Here is a 15,338-nt window from a genome sequence, read left to right on the forward strand (position 1 = left end):
TTAACTATTTAGACGGAATTGGAGTGTTTGAACTGCCTCCAAAGCTCACATAGTTAGATGCTGGGTTTTCAACCCAGCCTAATGTAATGGACTCCACCCAATATACGGCATCATAATGTGCAAGCATGTCAGGTCGGCTGACATGCAACAGTCGAGAGGGGGAGTCCGCTATGAATGCTACCGCAAAAGTAATCGGTTTGGATATTGCCGAGCTGCTTTCTGACTTTCCATCCGAGCCAACGTTATCGACCGTGCCACAAAGAGGAGCGCCAATAGCGCAGCTGATCGACGTTACCTCGGGATGTATTACTGCATCAAGTTAAGGAAGTAAAGCACGCAATTTCGGAGTTGAAATTTTATCGATATGCCTGAATGCATTTGTCGCTTGCTCAATCGATTCAGTCGGCGCACCAAATTTTTCGAAATAGCTCTTCCATTCCCTTACTCGCTCCCATACATCGGCGATGATGGTAGTCGCTTCCTGTGCCGACAGATTAAAGGCTTCCTTGGCAGTTATTGCATTGTCCAGCGTTGCAACACGCCCCAACTGACCTACACCGAGAAATTGGTAGCGCTCAGTCGCAATTGTAGAACGGGGCATGACGTCATACAAAGGACTTAGACGCCATGCTGCCAATGTGGGATCCCAAAGAAAACCATGATTGCGCGGATGATCATCATCATTGGACACGAATATGTTGTAGACCATACGGGTAAATAATTCTCTGTTGTTGTCGCGAATGACGGTCTGACCGCAATATTTTCGAATTGCGTGGGCTAGATCACTATAGCTTTTTTCGCGTGACTGCATTTCGTCACATGATAGTAGTGTCAACCCGCTTATAAAATGCAGACTCTTTTCGACCCGGCCATTACCCGGCGTCGTTCGGAATAACGCATCCTCCATCGGAGGTGCTTCGCCAACATTTGCCCAATAACGATCAAAACGACGAATGAGCATTACGTTGCGATCACCGATTTGAATTACCTTCACTTCCGGGACAGTCATGCCACACTCTGAAGCGAGATGCATGGTAGCTGCCTCAATATTTGGTACATCTAATCGCTCATGCCTGCTTTGAAATTTTGCTAGCCACATCACACCTTGCTCATCACGAACAGTCGCTTTGGGACGAGCTCCTCCCAATGAGGCTCCGGCTTGAAATATGATCTCCAGCTTGGCAGGAATCGGGGCTCCTTCTTCGATACGTTCGGCTGCATCCAACAAATAATGAAGATCGGCCACTGATTGAACTCCGTCTTTTGCAGGTGAGCTGATGTCGGGGCGAATATCGAGGGCTCCGACTCTATTGCTGCCAGCTTCCAGCAGATAAGTTGATTCTGGCAAATCGTTTGCCTTAGCCTTAAGCTTGGCTTCGATCACACGGCGCCCCCATGCGTCTGGGGCTGCATCACGAATCCCCCCAAACATCCGCAAATCAGACACTGGAGCGACCTTCTTTTTATAGATCGCCTTTTTTGGGGAAATAGATAAGCTGACAGGGTCAATTTCGATTGCATTGGGCCGTTCAAGATATTTGGTGCCGTATGCAAATTCCGAAGCAATGACATTCGTGTTCTCTTCGGTGAGCGTCAGGATTCCTGCTGGGGCGAATTCGTTCTCAATTTTCGCAAAAACGAAAAGTTTTTTTTGATTAGGCATTATGGTGACTTAAAAATTCAGTTCTTCCAGTTCTTTCTTCGACAGCGAACGCACACGTTTTTTACGTTCGCGTTCCCCTAGCGCGGCGATTGATGGGTCACTTTCGGCGAAGAAGCTTTGAAGGCTTTTTCCAGGTGCAATTACATCAAGGTAACGGAGCAGCTGTCCTATGGCGACGCCCGGATCCCCTTTTTCCAATCGATAAGCAGTATTCCGTGAAATCCCCGCTCGGAGGGCAGCCTCTGTTTGTGATATATGGCGCGCAACACGAAGCCGTGCCAATCGCGCACCGATTTTCTCGGATTCGACGGCGAGCTCAGTAGGAAGCGCCAAGGATAGAGTGACACGCATTTGAATGAGGGTGGACTGTTAAGTATTGTATTGAATATAGGGGAATGTATGGGGCAAAGTCAATGTTAATGTTCGATAAATCAATCATTAAGAGGTTACGGATCGATTTATCGAACAAATTCACAACAGGAAGATCCCTTTAGCCCACCTGAAAAATTTTGATTATTAAAAGACGTCTTAGTACTAATGCCGTTCAGTTAAGCCAATAAACTGTGTAACGTCATCCTCGCGTAGGCGGGGATCTGGTGGCACGAAGTGCCTTCAGCGGTTGATTGACGAGCTTCTGGATTCCTAAGCAGGAGCCCGTGCCTGCAGGCACGAGCCGTTCCACTGGCAGACGATGTATCGTCTGAATTCCCAGTTCCACCGCGAGAATGACGTTAATGACCGCATAACCGTGCAACTATTTTGTGCTTAACTGAACGGCATTACGTCTTAGTACGCATATTTTGGAAGAAACTTGACAATTGATTTCTCATAGAAGGCTGGGTTGAAAACCCAGCATTTATTGATGAGTTGAGTTTAAAAACTAGAATTAAATCCCACGCTTAACTATTTAGACGGAATTGGAGTGTTTGAGCTGCCTCCAAAGCTCACATAGTTAGATGCTGGGTTTTCAACCCAGCCTACGCGGGCTAAAATCCCATAAGTTGAGACCCTTTAAGCACCCAAATACTGCACGAAAGCGTGTCTGAATTTGGATCATTTTTATTATAGAAGTCATCTATAGTGGGATAACCGATTGCCTTCCAATAATCGGGATATTCAGGATTAAATTTCACTTCAATTACCTGAAGCCCACAAGCTTTTTCACTCGAATTTTTAAGCAAATAAGCGATATGCGGGGATTTAGTAGAAAAATCCTTTTCAAGAATCGTGTAAGGCGTTTGCTTACACACAGTAAATGGCGTATTCCATTCAATCGTCTTGGTTTTAATGAATAACTTGCCATAGCACCCCCGCCCCTGCCCCTCAAACACACCAGTAAATGGCTTATCGGCGGCAAAAACTAACCAAGGTGATATAACGCAAAAAGAAAGAATGAAAAATTTAGTAAGCCTGTTTATTGTGAACATGATGCCCCTTTTCTATTGCAGATAACATTTAAAGCAAATTCTAATTTTTCAGCATAATTTTTATCGCCCTTGTTGTAACGTATCGCAATCATGCCCGTGGTAATAGGGCTCCAACCGGTGATGACTTTTTTGATAGTGGATTTTTGATACTTCAGTACCTGGCCTGGGCGCAAAATATGGGCGCTGGGATTGAGCTTTTTAAGCGTGGCGATAGTGCTGCCTTGAGTCCGGGCGATCCGGTCCAAACTGTCGCCTGGTTTGACGGTATAGCTGAGGACGGTGGTGTTAAGTAGTGTATTTTCAAAGCCGTATTCGGCTGAGCGCATTAACAGATAACCAATACCCGCTTGGATATTGTAGCTAGAATTGTGTTTGATCCGTTCACGAGTTAGCATGATTCTCAAATGTGGTGGCACGATGATTTCAGCCCCTTTATCATTCGCCAAAAAATCATCTATGCCCGGGTCGTTTCGATTCCCTATCTGCATCGGTTTGATTTTCCATTCATCATTCCCAGCCCCGGTTTCCACCCAAACCATTGCTTTGATCATCTGCCAGCTCAAATTCGGCTGTCGATAACCTTGGCGAATTAAGTGATGTGTGTAGGTAGTCAGGGTCGATTTGATTTCAGCATCATGGGCGTCCCATTTGGGGTCACCCGCGGCTTTTCTGATGCCGTCTTTCCATGCATCCAAGCCATTTGCGTGTTGTGATGTCGCCATATTTCCTCCAGATAGATTTCCATAAAAATGGCAATAAATACTAATAAATTTATTAATATGTTAATAAAATTAATAGTATAGCTATTCTTAGCGAATCTGTAAGGAGAACCCTTGATCTTCTAGAACTCGTTGTTTCAAGCAGGGATGAATGTCGACGTCATCGATTTATTAAGGCAGTGCTGTAGGCTGGGTTGAAAACCCAGCATTTATTGATAAGTTGAGTTTAAAAACTAGAATTAAATCCCACGCTTAACTATTTAGACGGAATTGGAGTGTTTGAGCTGCCTCCAAAGCTCACATAGTTAGATGCTGGGTTTTCAACCCAGCCGAGCTACGCTGGCTTGTTGGAGTCCGTCAAGCTTGCGCCATTGTGTACAGCACGGGGGGATGAGCCGCTGCAACAAAAGCAGCATCCGTATCGGGCGGAGTCTAAGGACTATGCATTGATCCCATCGCAGATCGGATCAATTCGGAAGTTGCCGAATGGCGAGGTGGTCGATTGAATAGGGTTCAGTTATTTTTTGCGTGTGTTTTTACCCATTCACGCATCACTTCATTAACACGAGTTTGCCAGCCTCGACCTGTAGAGCGCAATGCGGCCAGCACGTCTGGGTCAAAACGAAGTTTCACCGCTTGTTTAGCATCTGCCTTAACACTGCCAACCGGTCGACCGCGTCGCGCCACAATTTGCTCTGGTGTATGTACGGCAGCGTATTCGCCTTTTTTGGCTTGGTCCATACTACGCAAGAGCGCATCTTCAAAATCACGCATTTCTGGATCAATTACTGCTTTATTTCGTTTGTTCATCAAAATGCTCCTTCAATTTCAACAAAAATTCTGGGCGCAAGTTGTCGAATTTAGCCTTAGCATAAACCAACAACAGTACCAATTCACCACTAGCCAGTCGGGTGTAATAAATTACCCTGGCACCGCCGCTTTTACCCATTCCGCTGCGCGACCAGCGTACTTTGCGCAAACCGCCCGAGCCTGAAATGACATCGCCGGCAAGCGGATTATCGGCAATCCAATCTATAAATTCTTCACGCTCGGTGTCGCGCACACATGAGTGGCCCAATTTCTAAATTCAGGCGTTTCTATTACGGTCAACATGGTTTAACTGTGCTCCCAATTAATTATTTTTACAAAGTCGTTAAAACGAGTATTGGTCAAAGGGTGATTGGGTGAATCGAGATGATGTTGAGAAGGTAGGTCAGGCAGCATTAGCCTCAATTGAGTTACTGGCTGCCGATTGGTTCCCCAACGGCGTACGTGAAGGGCGCGAGTGGTGCATTGGTTCACGCGAAGGCGAAGCTGGCCGTTCGATGAAAATTTGTTTGTCGGGCGAATCGGCCGGTGTCTGGAAAGACTTTTCTGCAGACGATACTTGTGGTGATTTCATCTCGTTGTATGCCTACATTTTCCGTGTTGAGGAAGCTGAGGCAATGAAGGCACTTGCATGCGAACCGTAAGGGCAGTTATGTTCTGGTACCCAACGGCTTCTTAAATATAGTTATCGATGATTTACGGATTATGGTGTGTTACGCGTTAGACCTGCTGCCCGCCGATCATGATATTCATAACGAACGCGGCTAAATCAATGTCAAAAATGCTTGACGCTATACACCGCGTTACCTGATACTTAACACTTCCCTGAGAAAAAGGGGAACAGGCTTGGAAACCTGCCATATCCCACCCCGCACATACGGCGCGAAGCCGTTTTTTTGTGCGTATGCTGTCACGCCCAGTCTTTGGGCGGCGGTAGTGGGAGCCTCCGGGCTGCTGGTTTTGGGTGGTAATGCCAGTTTCCAACCTGTTATTTGCCGCCCACCCTCCGTGGTGGGTATCGGTCAAACGAACTGGAAGGAACGCACCATGCACACGCAACAACGTCCCCCACGTAATACTCACCTCGCCATCGACACAATTGACGCCTATACACAGGCCCGTGACATCGTCAGCGATCTTTCGGCCATTTTTGAAGTACTCGATCATCTTGCTCTGACAGATTTTTCCAATAAACGCATTACACCCATCTTATTCCGGGCAGGATTTGGTCATGCGACTGAACAGCTCAAATTCATTGAAGAAAAAATCTCCGACGCTTATAAAACACTGGATGAACTGAAGGTGGATAGCAACTCGTAACCTGTAGGGCTACAAGCGCCTCGTATTACGCCGCATGTGAGTTTCGAATGAACGAATACGTCTACAAGTTATGTATTTGGTTGTTTTACTTTCCCATGCGTCGCAATACGCTGCGCTATTGACGACCTACTTAATACGGGCTACAGGCTACGCTGGCTTTGATAAGGCAACGTTAATCTCAATCGTATCCATCTATAAATTCCACTTGACCAGCAACTAACGCTATCTGGCAACACCAACACCGACCAATTTATTCAAATATTACGCCTCATGAATCAAAATGCCCTATTTAGGGCATAGACAAACACACATTATAAAGATAGTGTTTGTTAGTTTTAAATTAGCAACGTTTAAGTTATCAATCAGAATGCGTCGAGCAGGCACATATAGGAAAAGTAATGTCCAGCATTAAACTATTTATGCCATCTGGTGGGGAGGATGGCGTAATAATCGCAATACGTGACGATGATGTCCGAGTCGAATTTAGAGGAAGTCCATATAGTAAGTGGAACGTAAATGAAAGTTCGCCTATGTATCAACTGCATTCCTCCCTTCGACGTATTGATATTTCTCAACTTCATAATGGGGAAATAGAAGTTGTCACACCTTGGCATCCAGAATGGAAAATAGTTAGCGAATTATTTGATACTGCGCTGCAAATCGGAAATATCTAAATTTTGGATGAGTATTATTTTGCAGCCCCTCTCTGAACGCCTAAACAGCATTAACACTAAAGTGAGTTTGCGAAAGCCCTTTAGCAAGCAAAAAAACTGAGATGAAATAAAACAGAATTAATTCGCATTCTTGGTCTTGCTAAAGTCAGTGTCGTGAATGGAAAAGCTCTATAAAAATGCACGCAATCAATAATTGAGAGGCAAAATTGCATTTTGGTACGAGATCCTTTCGACGCTCAATACCATGCTGAAAAAGTGGTGTCAAGGGGTAGAGATTCGGGAAAAATAAAGCGAAGGGTATTCAGTAGATTTTTGAAACCAATTAGCGACGATATAAATTTAAGAAAATTTACTCAGCAACATCAACCACTCATTTATCGGATCGCTATGTCTAAGTCAATTTCAGAATTTAAACGTTTTCTTATTAAATCTCAGGCAGCGTTTTCGGAATACGAAAAGAAGTTGGCAAAACTTGTTTTAGATAATTTTCACGAAGTGGAAGCATCTGGGACTGCCGGAGGAAAAAGGGGGAAGCTTATTGCGAAGTTTATCGAGAATGCCGGCGACTCTGCATCTAGTGATTTAAATATCGAGATTGATGCATCTACCGACGATCTTAATAGAATTACCTACCTTTCGGCTATAAAAATTAAAAATTTTCGTGGATTCTCTACTGAGAAAATACTTGAGTTCAAGAATCCGTACACGTTTATATATGGGCCAAATGGAACTGGAAAATCTAGTCTATGCGAAGCTTTAGAATATTGCCTGCTTGGATCAATCAACGAGGCTGACGCCAAAAGAATCGATATTACTACTTACATAAAAAATTCCATAACTAAGAAGTCAGATCAACCATTATTATCTGGTAAAACTTCAGACGGGAAAAGTGTCGCTGTTCAAGCTGATCCAAAGCGATATGAATTTTGCTTCATTGAAAAAAACAGGATCGATGGTTTTGCACGTGTTGCGGCGAATACAACGGCTGCGCAACAAGTTAGATTGGCGGCACTTTTTGGATTGGAAGAGTTTAACGGGTTCTCCACGCAGTTCAATGACAACTTTGAAAATTACATTGATTCTACCGGCAAGAAGGCCAAAGAACTAGCCGACAAGGAAAAGCAGATTGCAGGCCATAAAGCAATTCTGCTGCAAATTCCTGAAAAAGAAAAAGAAGTCAAAAGCAAACAAGATGCACTCCTACTAAAATACCCAGCCTACAAGGCATTGGATGAGATCAAAGAACACATTTCCGGGTTAGATGGTAACGGTGGCGTCACAAAAAAAAATCACACCGAAATTGGGCGACTCAACAATCTTAAATTGGCGGTTGACCCTGGCATAGATGTTATTTCGACCGAAATTCTAGATATGACAACTCTTATCCAAGAGAGCAAAGCAGCTAAACAATTTTTAGCTGGATACAAAGATCAACTCTCTCTTGGCGATTTGTATTCAGCGATACTAAAAAATAAGGAAAAATCTGAAAATCATTGTCCAGCTTGTGAATCGCTTTTATACGATGGGGACAAAATTATGGTTCCGGTTGATCCCTATCAAAACGCTACAGAAAAGCTGAAGCAGTTTGATGTCGCGATCAAGAAAGAGGCGCGCATAAAAGACATTGCAACGCAGCTCAATGATAGATGGCCGAAATTAGTATCAAAAGTCGGAAATTTGGCCCCTGCTGCAATTTTAGTAGCCTTTGCGAAATCAGTTGAAATCGATGCCCTTAAAGTTTCAGCTGAAAATGCAAACAACCCGAAATTAAAGGAAGATGTCCTGACTATGCTATTAAGCAAAGCGGATCTTTTGGGAGAATTGAAGAAGGCAATTTTGAATTTCAATGAGGCAATCGGAAAATCAAAATCGGAAATAAAAAAATTAGAAAACTCCAACACCGCACTCGCAAAAAATCTCGAAGAAATCGTTGCGATAAAAACGACAATTGATCAGAATATAAAAAATGCGAATGCAGCCAATATCGCCATCGAAAAGTTCAAAGCAGAAAACGATACTCTCATCAAACTCGTTGAAATAGAAAAACCGATTGTCTCGCGCAACATAAAATACCTAGTTGCCTACGAGAATTTCCGTGAAAAATTATTACAATACAACGGTAATCTTCCGTTGAATCTTGCTGCCGATTTAAACGATAGAACACTGAAATACTATAACGCTATCAACAAAAACGATCATGTTTCCGATAGATTGAAATCACTAACTCTTCCTACATCACCTGGAAAGAAAATAGAAATTGAATTTGAGGTGGGGCAGAAATGTGATGCGTTGCAGATTCTAAGCGAAGGTCATATCCGTTGCTTGGGACTTGCAATATTGCTTTCCAAAATCGTTCGGGATGACCTGCCATTTTTGATTTTTGACGATGTTGTAAATTCAATTGACGATGAGCATAGAAGTGGCATTATCGAACTAATATTGGGTGATGATGAAATCAAGAAACGGCAGCTTATTATTACAACTCATGGGGAGGATTTCGTTAAACGTCTTGAAAATGCCATACCGAAGATTGAATATAAGAGTACTGTCTGCCGCATTGACTTTCTTATACCAGTCGATTCGAAGCAAATTCTCGTGAAATTGGATTCACCTCGACATTATTTGGTGGTTGCCGAACAGAGCTATCAAGATGGGAAGATTCGTGATTGCTTGAGTTACGTGCGAAAATCGTTTGAAGACCTTCTCAACCGACTTTGGAAGAAAATCGGGAATAAAAGCCATACTGCACAAATTCAAGTCGGACTGCGTGGCCCAGGAGGATCACCTGATTTGATGGCTATTGCAAGTGGGCTTCATGGATTTCTAAATAAAAAAGAAGTTACGATTTTTCAAGACGTTATTCCATTGCTTGCCAAAATGATTGGGAAGGAAAGTACCCACGCTTTGGAATGGAATTATCTAAACAAGGGTACTCATGAAGAGGATAAAGAAGAAGAATTCGATATTTCGATGGTTAAAGAAATGCTTGAACTAGTGATGGAGATTGATACAGCTGTCGAGAAATCTGGAGCAACGCCTCAACTGCTAAAAGTAGTTGAGGCGTAGAGGTCGCGAATTTGTACGACTGACTATATTCGCAAATGGTGTTGTTCTAACATTCCAAACACATATTAGCTAATTGTTAGAATGTTAGGCTTAGCTTAGCCCTACTCACGTGCGAATTTTATTTAGTACTGAACCGAACAAAACCAACACACAAAATAATTAATGTCTTGGTGTCCAGGTGTTCCATGCAATATTCAAATTTGCCTAATTGAATGGAATTTGGAGTTTGTCAAAAAATGCTCGATTGCGTTTTTTTGCATCATTAAGCATTTTGTCATATGACAGAATTTCAATATAGCAGCCACTATTTTTATGAAAAGAAAAATATCCTTCGTTATCAGCCGTAGGGGTAAAATCACGATCTGCAGCAATTTGTCTGATCTTAGGTGTAAGGCTACAAATTATATAGGCATAAAAAGGTATCTTCTGCCCATTTATAGTTTTCCCTTTAATACTTTTAGCTTCGCCGTCTTTTATCTTTCGCACATAGCGAAGTATTTGCTCTACCGGATCTTCGTCTTTGCTTGGATATTCATTTCGTTCTGGCCGTTTAAATTCAACGAGTACAATTGATTGAAACGCTTGCTCCGATTCTGAGAATGCGGTGAGTGCATTGAAAACGACTATATCAGGTTCATCAGAATCATTTAAATTAACAACCTTTAATTTTTTCAATGAAACGTCTGACCCTAAATGTATGTGAAACGCGAGTCTCTCATCTATAACCCAAAGATTTTGCTCCGAGAATGCAACATCATCTGAAGTGACACGCATAGGAAAAATTAGCTTATGTACCAGCTCTTCTTTTGCGTAACGACCATCATCTTGAAATACCAGCGCTTTATCCAACAGATCAAGAATTGTTCGCCTGTGGATCACATACTTTGCTAGAGCAGCTTTTCCCAATTCATTTTCTTCTTGAATATAGCGATCATAAAGCGCCTTATACTGATCAGAGTCGGTAACAGCATTGGTTGATAGTGTTGAAATTTGTTTTGCTTTTTCTCTGTGCTCAACTTCTATTTCTCGCTGAACTTTAAAAAGTGCTAAATCCAAGGCATCGTCGGTTAAATGAGGTGGCACTGAATCCAGATGTGTTTCGTACCTTTCGTTTAAAATAAAACGATATTCAGGGCCTTTATTTGCGACAAATTGCTCAACATTTCGAATTTTTTCCACTTTCAATGTAGCCAAATATGGTGCGGCGACACTTCTTATTTGGTCTCCTACAGCCTTATAAAGCTCTTGTTTGGAAAGCTCTTCAATTAGATCCGATTCATCATCACGCATGAATAAAAAATCTGTTCGTTCAGAATTTACATTCTCATCTAAATATAATCCAGATATGTATGTAAGAAATACAAAAGACTCGTCGTCGTCGTCCAACAATTTAACTGTTAAATCAGAGACCAACGAACTGGCTTTTTGTGCCCGAACCTCTCGTTGATGTGCGCAATATGAAACTGAATGCTGCTTTGCTGTGCTCGAATGATATTTAACGATTCTCGCCATGAAAGGCCACTCTTTAACCATAAAAGGAATTTCAGTGACGGATGACCGGATTTCATCGGCAAACATATCATTCACGCTTAACGCAGAGCTGCCTAAATTATCGTGCAACCAAATCGATGGACAATTTCCCGATACAAAATAGATCAATAGATGATCAATAATTTTTCGGCTAATTGTCTCCAAATTCTTAGGGAAGTGTTTTTGGTATTCTGTTCGTAAAGAGCTAAGTGAAACAATAGTTTGGTATCGATTTGACTTTGACTCCGAAATATTTTCGTTTTCAACCCCGCTCTTTGTTTTTAAGAAATCAAAACTACGTTGAAACCATTCGGTATCATCACTATATGTGCTGAATACCGACGCTTTCTCGAACACTTTTAACCATGTAAAACGTCCAATACCTTTGTTCCCGTTTGAAACTTTATTAGTAGAATCGGAAAGAAAAAATGCCTGGTAATTTGCGTCGTTAAATCCAACACCTGTATCGGTGATAGTTATGTTTTGAATAGAGGAAGCTGCGTCTTCTATCCCTTTGAAACCTTGTTGGCGGATGTCATGCTCTATGTTGACATCAATGCGACGAGGACTCGAATCTGGCAGATTAGCCATAGCTTCAATTGAATTTACCAAACATTCAAATAAAGGTATGTAAGGCTGGGTTCTTGGCAATTGAAGATTATTAATTCTCCCAACAATGTCTACTTGCATCCAGTGCTCCTATTTACATTAAATTGCTGAAAATCATTCATTAGATCAGTTTTTCCTCATGACATGTCGCATGCACCCAACAAAGGCAGGCCATCTTATTTTAAGAAACCTGGCAGTATTACCGCCTCACGAACCCAAATGCTCAGTCAAACTCTCCACTATCCCCACCACAAACGCCCTATCCTTCGGTGAAAGAGCATTAATAAGATTAGTGATCAACTTCCCCTGATCTTTGGCTCGATTACTAGACTCAATCAACAAATCGCCAACTTGGGAATTAAAAATATCTGCCAATTCAACCAAACGGGAAACCGTCGGCATTACCGTTCCACGCTCCATGCGTGATACAGCCTCAGTTCCAATATTAAGACGTTCCGCCACATCTTCTTGAGTGAGATTACATGCCAATCTTCTCTTGGAAATAGCTTTACCTATCACCTGCGCTAATACCCGCTCATCTATTTTCATACGTAAACCTCCATTCGACTTGAATGGTCGCTTATCAACTTATTGAATTGAAGTGCTAAATAAGTTGATAGCCAACCTATAAGGTTGTGTTACGATTAATCTCGCTTAAACATAAAAGCAATTCCAACCGCAATTTGGAATACAAATTTACCTTAATAACGTAGTTGAATAAATTCTTATCTGCAAGTTTATCTTAGCGAAAGCTGTCTACAACCTAGTCAGCAATCATTCAGGGAGTTTTGAAAAAAAATTTAGCGCGTGCCTGAATTGACACAATTAATTCAACGCATCAATTCAATTCCTTAGGAGACATAAAAATGAAACAAGCAACACATGCACATTCCAAACGCGCACTCATTTCCAGCAGCATTGTTCTTGGTCTGGGCTTATTGGCCGACCCTGTTATGGCACTTGACGAGACGATAGAAGAAGACGGTAAAAAAGTACAACGGGTAGCTATTACCGGCTCGGCCATTAAACGCTTAGATGCCGAAACCGCCGCGCCGGTTGATGTGTATACCAAAAAAGATATTGAACGTACCGGCGCGACAACGGTGGCTGAATTAATTAAAAGTCTGGCGACGATTGATATTTATGACCAAGGTGAATTGAGCGGTAATTCACCTGCCGGTTCTGGTACGGCCACCGTCAAAATGCGTGGTTTGAGTTCACGTAACGTGTTGGTCTTACTCAATGGCCGTCGCTTGCCGACTAACGCTATGGCAGATGGCAGTGGCGCGGGGTCGGCAGTGGATGTGAATACCATTCCGGTCAGTGTGTTAGAGCGGGTGGAGATATTAAAAGATGGCGGTTCCGCTATTTATGGCGCTGATGCGGTAGCCGGTGTAATGAACTTTATTACCAAGAAAAATTATGAGGGCTTTGAAGTTAAAACCGGTTATGGACAAGCTGCGGTGGGTGATGCGCAAGAAAAAACGGCTAGCGTGGTTTATGGTTTTGGTGACTATGACGAAAATCGTTTTAACGTTTTAGCTACCGTCGATATTCTGCGCCGCTCTCCGGTGTATACCGCTAACCGGGATATTACCCGCTCTGCCGATTGGCGGCGCATGGGTGGTTTGGATGGGCGTAGCGGGTTTCATCCATCCGGCAATATTGTCGGCGGTGGGCAGGTAAAACCATGCCCGCCTGAAGATGTAAAAGGCAGTAGCTGCCGCTTTGATTACAACAAGTCCTTATTAACCGCCATCAATGGTGCTGACCGCGTGAATGGTATGTTGATTGGCAGTTTTAAAGTTAATTCCACAACGCGTGCGTTTACTGAGTTTATTTATTCAGAGAATAAAGACCATTTTTTATCTCAACCAGCGCCGGGTAATTTTAAAATGAATGGTAAAACCGTTGCAGGCCGTTTTATGCAAATCGGCCCGCGCACGACAGATCGCAAAGGCAGTTTGGCACAATTTACCGTGGGCTTAGAAGGCAGTAATTTTGACATTGATTGGGATGTGGCGATTGGTCGCGGCCAGACTAAGGTTTCTAATAGCGATTCCAATTACATGGATAAAGGCCTTTTTTATAAGGCCATCGATAATGGCTGGATTGACCCAACCAGCACCACTAATTCCGAAGCTGAAATTAATAAGTTCAGAATAAGGCCTTACCGCGAAGCGACGTCTAAACTGACCTTTATTAATGCGAAAGCGTCGGCACCCATTATGCCGCTGGCGGGTGGCTCGCTTGCTTATGCAGTCGGTTTTTCTGTGAATAAAGAGGCATTGGAAGACACGCCTGATTTCAATCAAATTAACGATAACGTGTTTGGCGGAATTCGACAGGCTGCGGTGAATGCCAGCCGTACTTCTAGCGGCGTGTTTGGCGAGCTCTCTATTCCCTTCCATAAAAATGTGGAGGCGCAAGTCGCTGCGCGTTATGACAATATCAGTAATGTGGGTAGTAAAACCAGCCCTAAGGTGGCAATACGTTATCAACCTTTGCCGAGTTTAATGCTACGTGCTTCGTATGCGGGGAGCTTTTTAGCGCCGACGTTGAAGCAAATGTTTGGCGGCCAGGAGGCTGGTGCGGAGACCACTGAAAATAAGATAATTTGCGCTGTATTTTCTCCAATTTCAGGCGCATGTGAACCGTTTTCTTACAGCAGGGTTAGTGGTTCAAATTTGAACCTGAAACCGGAGACAGGTAAAACCTTTAATTTTGGCGTGGTGATTGAACCGATTAGTGCGGTGTCGATAGGCGTTGATTATTTCCGAATCAACAAAAAAAATGAGATTGGTAAACCATCTGTGTTTCAGGCACTCAAAAACGGTCATTTCGGCGTTGTGAACGGTGAAGCTCAAATTTACATGACTAATCAAAATATGGCGAGCACTGACGTTGAGGGTTTTGATATTGATTTGCGCTACAAAACTGGCAGTACGCCACTCGGTAAAATCACCGTGCGCAATACCACAACGTGGTACACCAAAACAAATTCACAAGAAATCGCTGGAGAGGACATGGGAAAATATTTAGGTACCTTTGCGAATCCCAAATATCGAAATGTGATAACCGCGTCTCTTGATAACGATGAGTGGAATGCGACCGCATCGGTACGCACTGTTGGCGGCATGATTGATTTTGCTTCGTCGCTGGATAATATACCGCCGGGAACACGGTTTATCCCTGCGCATTCAGAACTTGATGTGATGGGACAATATACGGGTTTAAAAAATTTGACCTTCACTGGCGGGGTGAAAAATCTGATGGATAAAATGCCGCCGTACAGCGACATGGGCACCCTCGGTCAATATGGCTCAGGCGGTTTTGCCCAACTCTACAGCCCGCGTGGACGTTATTTGTATGTGGGGCTGAATTACAAGTTTTATTGATGGGGGTGATTTAAGTAGCCGCCTAAATCAAGAGAAATTTCGCGGCGTTAATTCTAAGAAATAAATGTAGCAACGGGGCAGGTCTAACTTCCCAATATTTTTCT

Annotated in this window: 14 protein-coding genes; 6 read left to right on the forward strand and 8 right to left on the reverse strand. The window is 43.0% G+C overall.

The annotated features are described in order from the left end of the window. The first annotated feature begins 170 nt into the window (after nucleotides 1–170). Nucleotides 171–323, forward strand: a complete 153-nt coding sequence (locus tag S2091_RS23960) for a hypothetical protein (protein WP_165794912.1) — start codon at nucleotides 171–173, stop codon at nucleotides 321–323. On the opposite strand, the gene S2091_RS04720 is transcribed toward S2091_RS23960, so the two are convergent. The 6 genes from S2091_RS04720 to S2091_RS04745 form a co-directional block, all read right to left on the reverse strand. Beyond that, nucleotides 320–1,663: a type II toxin-antitoxin system HipA family toxin gene (locus S2091_RS04720; protein WP_105530651.1), complete on the reverse strand. Its 1,344-nt coding sequence runs from the start codon at nucleotides 1,661–1,663 to the stop codon at nucleotides 320–322. The two genes, S2091_RS23960 and S2091_RS04720, sit on opposite strands and share 4 nt — an antisense overlap. Nucleotides 1,664–1,672: 9 nt before the next feature. Continuing rightward, nucleotides 1,673–2,014, reverse strand: a complete 342-nt coding sequence (locus tag S2091_RS04725) for a helix-turn-helix domain-containing protein (RefSeq protein ID WP_105530652.1) — start codon at nucleotides 2,012–2,014, stop codon at nucleotides 1,673–1,675. Nucleotides 2,015–2,649: 635 nt separating this feature from the next. Continuing rightward, the gene (locus S2091_RS04730; RefSeq protein ID WP_105530653.1) at nucleotides 2,650–3,090 is read right to left on the reverse strand and encodes a hypothetical protein; all 441 of its coding nucleotides are present in this window, start codon (nucleotides 3,088–3,090) and stop codon (nucleotides 2,650–2,652) included. Further along, on the reverse strand, nucleotides 3,078–3,812 hold the full coding sequence (locus tag S2091_RS04735) for a LysM peptidoglycan-binding domain-containing protein (protein ID WP_105530654.1): 735 nt from the start codon (nucleotides 3,810–3,812) through the stop codon (nucleotides 3,078–3,080). The genes S2091_RS04730 and S2091_RS04735 overlap by 13 nt, the downstream gene beginning before the upstream one ends. A gap of 510 nt (nucleotides 3,813–4,322) precedes the next feature. Further along, the gene (locus tag S2091_RS04740; protein WP_243405313.1) at nucleotides 4,323–4,619 is read right to left on the reverse strand and encodes a BrnA antitoxin family protein; all 297 of its coding nucleotides are present in this window, start codon (nucleotides 4,617–4,619) and stop codon (nucleotides 4,323–4,325) included. Beyond that, nucleotides 4,603–4,872, reverse strand: coding sequence for a type II toxin-antitoxin system RelE/ParE family toxin (locus S2091_RS04745; protein ID WP_341476985.1), 270 nt, complete (start codon nucleotides 4,870–4,872; stop codon nucleotides 4,603–4,605). Before S2091_RS04745 ends, S2091_RS04740 begins: the two co-directional genes overlap by 17 nt. 121 nt (nucleotides 4,873–4,993) lie before the next feature. Between S2091_RS04745 and S2091_RS04750 the strand changes: the two genes are divergently transcribed. The 4 genes from S2091_RS04750 to S2091_RS04765 all read left to right on the forward strand — a co-directional run bounded on the left by S2091_RS04750 (nucleotide 4,994) and on the right by S2091_RS04765 (nucleotide 9,697). Further along, nucleotides 4,994–5,281, forward strand: a complete 288-nt coding sequence (locus S2091_RS04750) for a hypothetical protein (RefSeq protein WP_105530655.1) — start codon at nucleotides 4,994–4,996, stop codon at nucleotides 5,279–5,281. A gap of 292 nt (nucleotides 5,282–5,573) precedes the next feature. Continuing rightward, the gene (locus S2091_RS04755) at nucleotides 5,574–5,957 is read left to right on the forward strand and encodes a hypothetical protein (protein ID WP_133166862.1); all 384 of its coding nucleotides are present in this window, start codon (nucleotides 5,574–5,576) and stop codon (nucleotides 5,955–5,957) included. A 398-nt stretch (nucleotides 5,958–6,355) separates the two neighbouring features. Then, complete coding sequence (locus tag S2091_RS04760; protein WP_105530657.1) at nucleotides 6,356–6,631, forward strand: hypothetical protein; 276 nt, start codon at nucleotides 6,356–6,358, stop codon at nucleotides 6,629–6,631. A gap of 387 nt (nucleotides 6,632–7,018) precedes the next feature. Then, nucleotides 7,019–9,697 carry an AAA family ATPase gene (locus S2091_RS04765; RefSeq protein WP_133166863.1) on the forward strand — a complete coding sequence of 893 codons (2,679 nt, stop codon included), beginning with the start codon at nucleotides 7,019–7,021 and terminating at the stop codon, nucleotides 9,695–9,697. 204 nt (nucleotides 9,698–9,901) lie between these two features. Here the strand turns inward: S2091_RS04765 and S2091_RS04770 are convergent, their stop codons facing one another. Both S2091_RS04770 and S2091_RS04775 read right to left on the reverse strand, forming a co-directional pair. Next, nucleotides 9,902–11,917 (reverse strand): Shedu immune nuclease family protein, encoded by a 2,016-nt coding sequence (locus S2091_RS04770; RefSeq protein WP_105530659.1) that lies wholly within the window; start codon nucleotides 11,915–11,917, stop codon nucleotides 9,902–9,904. Between the two features lie 126 nt (nucleotides 11,918–12,043). Then, nucleotides 12,044–12,385, reverse strand: a complete 342-nt coding sequence (locus S2091_RS04775) for a helix-turn-helix domain-containing protein (protein ID WP_105530660.1) — start codon at nucleotides 12,383–12,385, stop codon at nucleotides 12,044–12,046. 317 nt (nucleotides 12,386–12,702) lie between these two features. Here S2091_RS04775 and S2091_RS04780 point away from each other — a divergent pair, with 317 nt between their 5' ends. Beyond that, nucleotides 12,703–15,234 (forward strand): TonB-dependent receptor, encoded by a 2,532-nt coding sequence (locus S2091_RS04780; protein WP_105530661.1) that lies wholly within the window; start codon nucleotides 12,703–12,705, stop codon nucleotides 15,232–15,234. Nucleotides 15,235–15,338: the final 104 nt, after the last annotated feature.

The organism is Solimicrobium silvestre (assembly GCF_002976435.1).
Classification (GTDB): Bacteria; Pseudomonadota; Gammaproteobacteria; order Burkholderiales; family Burkholderiaceae_D; genus Solimicrobium; species Solimicrobium silvestre.